At 72.3% G+C, this 10,769-nt stretch carries 7 protein-coding genes and 1 pseudogene; 7 read left to right on the top strand and 1 reads right to left on the bottom strand.

Features of this window, described 5'->3' with window-relative positions:
• From IPZ69_RS04320 to holA, 5 genes and pseudogenes are all read left to right on the top strand, one after another.
• The coding region (locus tag IPZ69_RS04320; protein ID WP_268834199.1) for a ComEA family DNA-binding protein at positions 1 to 968 on the top strand (968 nt) is incomplete at its 5' end.
• On the top strand, positions 965 to 3,646 hold the full coding sequence (locus tag IPZ69_RS04315) for a ComEC/Rec2 family competence protein (protein ID WP_268834198.1): 2,682 nt from the start codon (positions 965 to 967) through the stop codon (positions 3,644 to 3,646). The genes IPZ69_RS04320 and IPZ69_RS04315, both read left to right, overlap by 4 nt.
• A gap of 4 nt (positions 3,647 to 3,650) precedes the next feature.
• Complete coding sequence (locus IPZ69_RS04310; protein WP_235452323.1) at positions 3,651 to 4,490, top strand: arylamine N-acetyltransferase family protein; 840 nt, start codon at positions 3,651 to 3,653, stop codon at positions 4,488 to 4,490.
• 75 nt (positions 4,491 to 4,565) lie between these two features.
• Positions 4,566 to 4,812: pseudogene (locus IPZ69_RS04305) on the top strand (hypothetical protein).
• Between the two features lie 90 nt (positions 4,813 to 4,902).
• Positions 4,903 to 5,892: a DNA polymerase III subunit delta gene (holA, locus tag IPZ69_RS04300; RefSeq protein WP_235452322.1), complete on the top strand. Its 990-nt coding sequence runs from the start codon at positions 4,903 to 4,905 to the stop codon at positions 5,890 to 5,892.
• 219 nt (positions 5,893 to 6,111) lie between these two features.
• Here the strand turns inward: holA and rpsT are convergent, their stop codons facing one another.
• Positions 6,112 to 6,378 carry a 30S ribosomal protein S20 gene (rpsT, locus tag IPZ69_RS04295; RefSeq protein WP_235452320.1) on the bottom strand — a complete coding sequence of 89 codons (267 nt, stop codon included), beginning with the start codon at positions 6,376 to 6,378 and terminating at the stop codon, positions 6,112 to 6,114.
• Positions 6,379 to 6,600: 222 nt separating this feature from the next.
• Here rpsT and lepA point away from each other — a divergent pair, with 222 nt between their 5' ends.
• Entirely contained in the window at positions 6,601 to 8,475 is a 1,875-nt protein-coding gene (gene lepA, locus IPZ69_RS04290; RefSeq protein ID WP_235452319.1) for a translation elongation factor 4, read from the top strand.
• Positions 8,476 to 8,747: 272 nt separating this feature from the next.
• Positions 8,748 to 10,622 carry an AMP-dependent synthetase/ligase gene (locus IPZ69_RS04285; protein ID WP_235452317.1) on the top strand — a complete coding sequence of 625 codons (1,875 nt, stop codon included), beginning with the start codon at positions 8,748 to 8,750 and terminating at the stop codon, positions 10,620 to 10,622.
• The last annotated feature ends 147 nt before the right edge of the window (positions 10,623 to 10,769 follow it).

Here is a 10,769-nt window from a genome sequence, read left to right as displayed (position 1 = left end):
TGGTGGGGCCGGCGCCCGTGGTGGGCCCGGCGCGGTCGGCGCCGGGCGTCGCGACTGTGGCATCGGTGCGGGGTGCGCCGGTATGGGGTGCGCCGGTGCGGGGCGATGGCGTGGACGAGCCGCCCGTTGACGACGCCGGTGATGCGGACGGGACGCCCGGCATCGACGCCGGTGTCGCGGACGGGCCGTCGCTGTCGGGCTGGCGGGAGCGCGCCGGGCTCGCCCTGCGGGAGCGGATGCCGCTGTGGTTGCAGGAGAGGTGCGGGCTGGAGCGGCGGGGCGTGGTCGCGCTCGCGGTACTGCTCGTCGTCGCCGCGGTGTTCGCCGTGCAGCACTTCTGGGCCGGCCGCACGCAGTCGGTGAGCGCGCCCCAGGTGGTGAAGGCGGAGGCTCCGCTGCGGACCGGCGAGGAGGCGGGGGCGGTCGAGGGCACGGGCGAGACCGCGGCGAACGCACAGGCCGGGCGGGCCGGTTCCGGAGGGTCCGGCGTGGGTGGGCCGGGTGCCGCCGGGACGGAGATCGTGGTGGACGTCAGCGGCAAGGTCCGCGACCCCGGGATCCACCGCCTGCCCGCCGGTTCACGGGTCGAGGACGCGCTACGGGCGGCGGGCGGGGTGCGGCCCGGCACGGGCACCGAGGGCCTCAACCGCGCCCGCTTCCTCACGGACGGCGAACAGATCGTCGTCGGCGGACCGGCATCGGCCGCGGGAGCAGGCCCGGGCAGCGGGACCGGCACCGCCGCGGCCGGCTCCACGGTGGGCGCCGGAGGCCCCTCGGCCCCGATCTCCCTCAACACGGCGACCCCGGACCAGCTCGACACCCTCCCCGGCGTCGGCCCCGTGCTCGCCCAGCACATCGTCGACTACCGCACCCGGCACGGCGGCTTCCGCTCGGTCGACGAACTGCGCCAGGTCAACGGCATCGGCGCCCGCCGCTTCGCCGACCTGCGGAACCTGGTGCGGCCATGAGCCACGAGTCCGACGACGACCCGGGTACGCGCACCAGTCGCCGATCGCCCGCGCATACGGCTCACTCGCCTCCCGCGCGTATCGCCCGCCGCCCGCCCTCGCGCACCGCTTCCCGCTCCGCCGTGCACGCCGCCTCCGGGAACCGGCTCGGGGCCGCCCATCCCCGCCAGGAGGGACCCACGGACCTGCGCCTGGTCCCGCCCGCGCTGGCGACCTGGGCGACGGCGGCGCTGACCCTGGACGCGTCGCCGACCTGGATCGCCGGCATCGCGGCCACCTGCCTGATCACCTCCGGCATCCTGCTGACCGCATGGCGACGTCAAGCACGCAGCGACGCCCCGACCGTCCGACCCCATGCCCCGCCCACCCGCTTCCCCCTCCCACACGCCGCGACGGCCGCCCTGCTCCTCTGTGTCGCCGCGGCCGCCGTCTCCGCAGGACTGCACGGGGCGGACCTGCGTCGGGGACCCGTGCCCGAGCTGGCCCGGCGGTATGCCGACGTGACCGCCGAGATCGAGCTCGGCTCGGATCCGTGGCTCAGCCGGCCACGGGTCATGGGCGATCACGCCGCCCCGGTCGCCGTCCTGATCCATGCCGAGGTACGGCGGGTCGAGGAGGCGGACGGCACGGCCGCGGCGACGCGGTCACCGGTGCTGATGGTCGTCGACGGGGACGTCCCGGCGCCGGAAGTGGAAGGACACGCGAGGCTCCCCGGTGCCCAGCAGTCGGCACGCTCGGCGTGGCTCGGGCTGTTGCCCACCACCCGGCTGAGGGTCAGCGCGCGGCTCGCGCCCGTGATGGCGGGGGCGGACCGGACCGCGGCGGTGCTGCGGGTGACCGCCGACGAGGTGCCGCGGGTCGTGGGGCAGCCGAGTGGACCCCAGCGGCTGGCCGGGCGGCTGCGGGCCGGACTGCGCACGGCGACCGACGGGCTCCCGGCGGACGCGCGGGCGCTGCTGCCCGGGCTGGTCGTCGGGGACACCTCGCGGATCACGCCGGAGCTGGACGAGGCCTTCAAGGAGACGGACCTGGCGCACACGCTCGCCGTCTCCGGCAGCAACCTCACCGTCCTGCTGGCCCTGCTGATCGGCCCGCCCGGCCTGGCCCAGCGCGTCGAACGCCGCGGCCTCGCCCCCCGCCTGGGCATCTCCCTGCGGGCCACCGCCCTGCTCGCGGGGGCGCTCACGCTCGGCTTCGTCATCGTCTGCCGACCGGACCCGAGCGTGCTGCGGGCCGCGGCCTGCGGAGCCGTGGCGCTGCTCGCCCTGGCGACCGGACGCCGCAGATCGCTGATCCCGGCACTGGCGACGGCCGTCCTGCTGCTGGTGCTGTACGACCCGTGGCTGGCCCGCAGTTACGGGTTCCTGCTCTCGGTGCTGGCCACCGGCGCGCTGCTCGTGCTGGCGCCGGGATGGAGCGCGGCGCTGCGGCGGCGCTCAGTGCCCGAGCGGGCGGCCGAGGCACTGGCGGCCGCCGCCGCGGCGCAGGCCGTGTGCGCGCCGGTCGTGGCGGTGCTCTCGGCGCGGGTGAGCCTGGTGGCGGTGCCCTGCAACCTGCTCGCCGAGCTGGCGGTCGCCCCGGCCACGGTGCTGGGATTCGCGGCGCTGGCGACGGCGCCGGTGGCGATGCCCGTGTCCAAGGCCCTGGCCTGGTGCGCGGGTTGGCCGGCCGGCTGGATCGCCGGGGTGGCCCGGAGCGGGGCCGCGCTGCCCGGCGGGAGAGTGGACTGGCCCGGCAGCTGGACGGGGGCGCTGCTGCTCGCGGCGGTCACCGTGGTCCTGGTGTTCGTCGGGCGAAGGTTGGGGCGGCACCCGTGGTGGTGTGCCGCCTGCGGGGCGCTGCTGGCGCTCGCGGTCCTGCGGCCGGCGCCGCTGACCCGGGTGCTCACCGGCTGGCCGCCGCCGGGCTGGCGGTTCGCGATGTGCGACGTGGGACAGGGCGACGCGACGGTGCTCGCGGCGGGCGAGGGCAGTGGGGTCGTCGTGGACGCCGGACCCGATCCGGCGCTGGTCGACCACTGTCTGCGGGAGCTCGGCATCACACGGATCCCGCTCGTCGTCCTCACCCACTTCCACGCCGACCACGTCGCGGGACTGCCCGGTGTGCTGCGCGGGCGCTCGGTGGCCGCCATCGAGACGACGGACTTCGAGGAGCCCGGCGAGCAGGCCGAGTTCGTGAGGAAGGAGGCGGCCGCACGGCACATCCCGCTCACCCACGCCGTCGCCGGTGAGGAGCGGCGCACCGGACCGCTGTCCTGGCGGGTGCTGTGGCCCCCGCCGAGCCCGACGGCGCCCGCACCGGACGGCCCCAACGACGCGAGCGTCGCGCTGCTCGTGCGCTCCGCCGGGCTGCGGCTGCTGCTCCTCGGGGACCTGGAACCCCCGTCCCAGCAGGCGCTGTTGAGATCACCCGCGGCGGCCGGGCTGGGCCGGGTGGACGTGCTCAAGGTCGCCCACCACGGCTCGGCCTACCAGGACCCGGACCTGATACGCCTGGTCGCTCCGCGGGTGGCGCTCATCTCCTGCGGCGCGGACAACCCGTACGGCCACCCGGCACCCGCGACCGTGGCCGCGCTGCGGGCCGAAGGGGCGGTGGTGCTGCGCACCGACCGGGACGGGGCGCTCGCGGTCGCCGGGTCGGGAGGGGTGCGCGCAGAGGTGCGGGTGGCGCGAGACTGAAGGCATGAATTCCGCACAGGTTGACGCCTATCTCCACCGTCTGGGGGTCGCGCATCCGGCGTGGCCCACCGTAGAGGTCCTGCGCGAGTTGCATCTGCGGCATCTGCGGACCGTGCCCTTCGAGAATCTGTCGATCCACCTGGGAGAGGAGATCGTGCTGGAGGAGAAGCGCCTGCTGGACAAGGTGGTGGTCGGCCGGCGGGGCGGGTTCTGCTACGAACTGAACGGCGCCTTCGGGGCGTTGCTCGCCGCGCTGGGCTTCGACGTCGACCTGCTCGCGGGGCGGGTGTACGGGGACGAGGGGCGGCTCGGGATCCCGTACGACCATCTCGCGCTGCGGGTGCGGACGGTGGACGGGGGCGAGTGGCTCGCCGACGTCGGGTTCGGTGCGCACAGTCACTATCCGCTGGCCTTCGAGGAGCGCGGGGAGCAGCGGGATCCCGGCGGGACGTTCCGCATCGTCGAGTCCGGACCGGACGCGGCCGGGGCGCTCGGCGGGGGCGGCTCGGCCGGGGCCGGGGACCTGGACGTCCTGCGCGACGGCAAGCGCGAGTACCGCCTGGAGACGCGGCCGCGGGTGCTCGGCGACTTCACGGCCGGGGCCTGGTGGCACAGCACCTCGTCGGCCTCGCACTTCACGCGGTCGCTGGTGTGCTCCCGGGTGACGGAGGACGGAGGGCGGATCACGTTGAGCGGGCGGGCGTTGACCGTGACGGCGCCCGACGGGACGAAGGAGGTGCGTGAGCTGGAGACGGACGAGGAGGTGCTCGGGGTGTACCGGGAGCGGTTCGGGGTGGAGCTGGGCCGCGTGCCGACGGTGCGCGGCCGGAACGGCGCCGACTGAGCAGACCGAGCCGACTGAATCGCCCCCGCGCCCACCGCTTCGGGACCCCCGGCGGGGGTGCCGGAGAATGGCCCCGTGAGCGATGTGAGACATGTGCTGGTGCTGCCCGACCGCGATGCCGCGGAAGAGGCGGCGGCGGCGCTCGGGGAGCGGTTCGGGGTCGCCGAGGAGCCGCGGCTCGTGCGCGACGCCCTGGCCGGTGAGGACGACGCCGAGGACGCGCAGTGGCTGGTCGTCCTGCGTGACGTGGAGGGCCGGCTTGACCCGGAGGAACTGGACTCGTTCGCGGGGGGAGTGGGACGGGTGGCGTGAGGAGCCGTAGTGCTCCACCGCGGACGGGTGGTGCTCCACCGCGAACCCCGGACGCCCCACCACGGACCCGTTGTCAGTGCCCCGTGCGATGCTTGTCGCGATGGCCAGGAAGACTGCGAATGACGACCCTCTCGCCCCGGTGACGCTCGCCGTGGGCCAGGAGGACCTCCTGCTCGACCGTGCCGTGCGGGAGGTGGTGGCCGCCGCCAGGGCCGCCGACGCCGACACGGACGTACGTGACCTGACTCCGGACCAGTTGCAGCCCGGCACGCTCGCCGAGCTCACCAGTCCGTCGCTCTTCGCGGAGCGCAAGGTCGTGGTCGTACGCAACGCACAGGATCTGTCGGCCGACACGATCAAGGACGTGAAGGGGTATCTCGGGGCGCCCGCCGAGGAGATCACCCTGGTGCTGCTGCACGCGGGTGGGGCCAAGGGCAAGGGGCTGCTCGACGCCGCGCGCAAGGCGGGCGCGCGGGAGGTGGCCTGCCCGAAGATGACCAAGCCGGCGGATCGGCTCGCCTTCGTGCGCGGCGAGTTCCGCACCGCCGGGCGGTCGGCCACCCCCGAGGCCTGCCAGGCCCTGGTGGACGCCATCGGGAGCGATCTGCGGGAGCTGGCGTCGGCCGTGACCCAGCTCGTCGCCGACGTGGAGGGGACGATCGACGAGGCCGTCGTCGGGCGGTACTACACCGGGCGCGCCGAGGCCTCCAGCTTCACGGTCGCCGACCGCGCGGTCGAGGGGCGTACGGCGGAGGCGCTGGAGGCGCTGCGGTGGTCGCTGGCCACCGGGGTCGCGCCGGTGATGATCACCAGCGCGCTGGCGCAGGGCGTCCGGGCGATCGGGAAGCTGTCGTCCGCGCGCGGCGGCCGCCCGGCCGATCTGGCCCGGGAGCTCGGCATGCCGCCGTGGAAGATCGACCGGGTGCGCCAGCAGATGCGGGGGTGGACGCCGGACGGTGTCGCCGTGGCCCTGCGCGCCGTGGCCGAGGCCGACGCGGGCGTGAAGGGCGGCGGCGACGACCCCGAGTACGCCCTGGAGAAGGCCGTGGTGACGATCGCCCGGGCAGCCAGATCCCGGGGCCGGATGTAGCCCGCGCCGCCGGACCTCATGGATGCCCGTCCCCGGGGCCTTCGCACATGCCGAAGACCCCGGCACCGGCCCTGGGGAAGGGCGTGGTGCCGGGGTCTTCGGTTCAGCTTTCGGATCCGCGCCCGCGTGGCGAACGCAGGCCGCGCGCGGACCCTGGGGTGCCGGACGGGAGCGGATGAGAGAGGGCCCGCTCGATTCCCTCCGGCGTCAAATCAAGTGTCAGCCCTTGAGGGACGCGACCTTGGTGGCAAGCGCCGACTTCTTGTTGGCGGCCTGGTTCTTGTGGATGACGCCCTTCGAGACGGCCTTGTCGAGCTGACGCGCGGCAGCGCGCTGGTACTCGGTGGCCTTCTCGGCGTCACCCGCGGCAGCGGCCTCGCGGGCCTTGCGGATCGCCGTCTTCAGAGAGGACTTGACGGCCTTGTTGCGCAGCCGGGCCTTCTCGTTGGTCTTGATCCGCTTGATCTGGGACTTGATGTTCGCCACGAATGAGCCTTTTCAGGTTCTGGCACGGGGCCGCGCGGGTCCCGTACCGGTGATTTCTTAAGAGGAGTGCCTCGCGCTGAGAGGGCATGAGGCACAGCCACCCAGGTTACCAGGGGCTCGTCCGGTGGCCCAAACCGGTCCCCGGTCCCCACCCGTGGGACCATGGAGGCAACGTATCGATCCGACCCGAGGCATAAGGCGCCTCAAGAGACAGGACCCTGCGTGCCCGCGACCCCTAACAATGTGCCCGAGCCGAGCCGTACCGCCCCGGCCCTGATCCGCAATTTCTGCATCATCGCGCACATCGACCACGGCAAGTCCACGCTCGCCGACCGGATGCTCCAACTGACCGGCGTGGTCGAGCAGCGGCAGATGCGTGCTCAGTACCTCGACCGTATGGACATCGAGCGCGAGCGCGGCATCACGATCAAGTCCCAGGCGGTGCGTCTGCCCTGGGCCCCGACCGAGGGCCCCGACCAGGGCACGACCCACATCCTCAACATGATCGACACCCCGGGGCACGTCGACTTCACGTACGAGGTCTCGCGGTCGCTCGCCGCCTGCGAGGGGACCATCCTCCTGGTCGACGCCGCCCAGGGCATCGAGGCGCAGACCCTCGCCAACCTCTACCTGGCGATGGAGAACGACCTCACGATCATCCCCGTACTGAACAAGATCGACCTGCCGGCCGCGCAGCCCGAGAAGTTCGCCGAGGAGCTGGCCAACCTGGTCGGCTGCGACCCGGCGGACGTCCTCAAGGTCTCCGCCAAGACCGGCCTCGGCGTCGACGCGCTGCTGAACAAGGCCGTCAAGGAGATCCCGCCGCCGGTCGGTGTCGCCGACGCGCCCGCCCGCGCGATGATCTTCGACTCCGTGTACGACTCGTACCGCGGTGTGGTGACGTACGTCCGTGTCATCGACGGCCAGCTCAACAAGCGTGAGCGCATCCGGATGATGTCCACCGGCGCCACCCACGAGCTCCTGGAGATCGGCACCAACTCGCCGGAGATGCTGCCCGCCGACGGCCTCGGCGTCGGCGAGGTCGGCTACCTGATCACCGGTGTGAAGGACGTCCGCCAGTCCAAGGTCGGTGACACCGTCACCAGCCAGGCCAAGGGCGCCACCGAGGCGCTCGGCGGCTACAAGGACCCGAAGCCCATGGTCTTCTCGGGTCTGTATCCGCTGGACGGCTCCGACTACCCGGAGCTGCGCGAGGCCCTCGACAAGCTGCAGCTCAACGACGCCGCGCTGGTCTACGAGCCGGAGACCTCCGCGGCCCTCGGCTTCGGCTTCCGCGTCGGCTTCCTCGGCCTGCTGCACCTCGACGTGATCCGGGAGCGCCTGGAGCGCGAGTTCGGGCTCGACCTGATCGCCACCGCCCCCAACGTGGTCTACCGCGTGAACATGGAGGACGGCAGCGAGCACATCGTCACCAACCCGAGTGAATTCCCCGAAGGCAAGATCGGCGAGGTGTACGAGCCGGTCGTGCGGGCCACGATCCTGGCGCCGACCGAGTTCATCGGCTCGATCATGGAGCTGTGCCAGACCAGGCGCGGCACCCTCCTCGGCATGGACTACCTCTCCGAGGACCGGGTCGAGATCCGCTACACCCTCCCGCTCGCCGAGATCGTCTTCGACTTCTTCGACCAGCTGAAGTCGAAGACGCGTGGTTACGCGTCGCTGGACTACGAGCCCACCGGTGAGCAGACCTCCAGCCTGGTCAAGGTCGACATCCTGCTGCACGGCGACAAGGTGGACGCCTTCTCGGCGATCACCCACAAGGACGCCGCGTACGCGTACGGGGTGCGGCTCGTCGCCAAGCTGCGCGAGCTCATCCCGCGGCAGGCCTTCGAGGTGCCCATCCAGGCCGCCATCGGCTCGCGGGTGATCGCCCGCGAGACCATCCGCGCCATCCGCAAGGACGTCCTCGCCAAGTGCTACGGCGGTGACATCTCCCGTAAGCGGAAGCTGCTGGAGAAGCAGAAGGAAGGCAAGAAGCGGATGAAGATGGTGGGTTCGGTGGAGGTTCCGCAGGAGGCCTTCATCGCGGTCCTGTCCAGCGATGAGAGCGCGGGGTCCGGCAAGGGCAAGAAGTAACCAGGCATTACCCCGAGTAAGCGCGGGGTGGACCGGCAAACCGGGTGCAACGGGGGCTCGTCGTGCGAAAGTGCGGCGGGCCCCTACGCGTGCGTAGCGTCGCTCTCTGTAGGAAGTGACAGGCCGCCGCCCCTTACGAACCGGCCGGTCGGGCTCTACCCTGATCTCTGCTCGATAGTTACTCGCGAGTTAAACAACAGATTCGCACCACCACCGTGAGTGAACCCAGTCGCACTGAGCCAGCCGCATCGTCGCGGGCGCCGGAGGATGTCGTGACCGACACACAGACCCTGATCGAGAATCGTCCGCCGTCCGTGGCGACCTTGTTCCTGGACCGCGTCGCGGCCACGCCGGACGCCGAGGCCTACCGCTACCCGGTGCCGCCGGCCTCCGGCCAGGGCCCGGACGAGTGGAAGTCCCTGAGCTGGGGCCAGGCGGCCGAGCGGGTCTACGCGATCGCGGCGGGACTCATCGAGCTGGGCGTGCAGCCCGAGCAGCGCGTCGCGCTCGCCTCCTCGACCCGGGTCGAGTGGATCCTCGCGGACCTCGGCATCCTGTGCGCGGGCGCGGCCACGACCACTGTCTACCCGCAGACCAACGCCGACGAGTCGGCGTTCATCCTCTCCGACTCCGAGAGCCGGGTGCTGATCGCCGAGGACGCGGCCCAGCTCGCCAAGGCGGTCGAGAAGCGCGCCGAGCTGCCCGAGCTGACCCATGTGGTCGTCATCGACCCGGCCGGCGTCGAGACCGGCGACTGGGTGCTCACCCTCGCCGAGCTGGAGCAGCGCGGCGCCGCGTACCTGGAGAAGAACCCCGAGCTGATCAAGGACCGGGTCGGGGCGATCACCAAGGACCAGCTCGCCACCCTCATCTACACCTCCGGCACCACCGGCCGGCCCAAGGGCGTCCGCCTCCCGCAGGACAACTGGTCGTACATGGCCAAGGCCATCGCCGCGACCGGCCTGGTCGGCGCGGACGACGTGCAGTACCTCTGGCTGCCGCTGGCCCACGTCTTCGGCAAGGTGCTCACCTCCGGCCAGATCGAGGTCGGGCACGTCACCGCGGTCGACGGCCGCGTCGACAAGATCATCGAGAATCTGCCGGTGGTGCAGCCGACCTACATGGCGGCCGTCCCGCGCATCTTCGAGAAGGTCTACAACGGCGTCGCCGCCAAGGCCCGGGCCGGCGGAGGGGCCAAGTTCAAGATCTTCCAGTGGGCTTCCGAGGTCGCCCGCGAGTACGCCAAGGTCAGCCAGGACAGCTTCCGCCGCACCGGCACGGCCACCGTGCCCTTCGGCCTCGGCGCCAAGCACAAGGTCGCCGACGCCCTCGTCTACTCCAAGCTGCGCGAGGCCTTCGGCGGCCGGCTGCGCGCCTGTGTCTCCGGCTCCGCGGCCCTCGCGCCGGAGATCGGCTTCTTCTTCGCCGGCGCCGGCGTGCACATCCTGGAGGGCTACGGCCTCACCGAGTCCTCCGCGGCCTCCTTCGTCAACCCGGGCGAGGCCTACCGCACCGGCACGGTCGGCAAGCCGGTGCCCGGCTGCGAGGTGCGCATCGCGGAGGACGGCGAGATCCTGCTGCGCGGCCCCGGCATCATGCAGGGCTACCACGGGCTGCCCGAGAAGACCGCCGAGGTCCTGGAGGCCGACGGCTGGTTCCACACCGGCGACATCGGCGAGCTGTCCCCCGACGGCTACCTGCGCATCACCGACCGCAAGAAGGACCTGATCAAGACCTCCGGCGGCAAGTACATCGCGCCGGCCGAGGTCGAGGGCCAGTTCAAGGCCGTGTGCCCGTACGTCTCCAACATCCTGGTGCACGGCGCCGACCGGAACTTCTGCACCGCCCTCATCGCCCTCGACGAGATCGCCATCCTCGACTGGGCCAAGGAGAACGGCCTGGCGGACAAGTCGTACGCCGAGGTCGTCGCCGCCCCCGCCACGGTCGAGCTGATCGGCGGCTACGTCCAGCAGCTCAACGAGGGCCTCCAGCGCTGGCAGACCATCAAGAAGTTCCGCCTCCTCCCGCGCGACCTCGACGTCGAACACGGCGAGATCACCCCCAGCCTGAAGCTGAAGCGCCCGGTGGTGGAACGCGAGTACAAGCACCTGATCGACGAGATGTACGCGGGCACCCGCGAGGCGTAACCCCCACGGGACACCCCGCACGGGCCCCCGCCCACCGACGGCCCCGGAAGGCCACGAGCGCCTTCCGGGGCCGTCGTATGTCCACGCTGTGGATGCACATACCGAAATGAACTGAAGAGCCACGAGTGTCAGACGTCCCCCATAGGA

The sequence above is a fragment of the Streptomyces olivochromogenes genome (assembly GCF_021538895.1).
Lineage (GTDB): Bacteria > Actinomycetota > Actinomycetes > Streptomycetales > Streptomycetaceae > Streptomyces > Streptomyces olivochromogenes_A.
This window is presented reverse-complemented; position numbering and strand designations above follow the sequence as displayed.

Excerpts from the sequence above, each read along its gene's own strand:
- IPZ69_RS04315 (WP_268834198.1), top strand. The coding sequence starts at position 965 with ATGAGCCACGAGTCCGACGACGACCCGGGTACGCGCACCAGTCGCCGA.
- IPZ69_RS04310 (WP_235452323.1), top strand. The coding sequence starts at position 3,651 with ATGAATTCCGCACAGGTTGACGCCTATCTCCACCGTCTGGGGGTCGCG.
- holA (WP_235452322.1), top strand. The coding sequence starts at position 4,903 with ATGGCCAGGAAGACTGCGAATGACGACCCTCTCGCCCCGGTGACGCTC.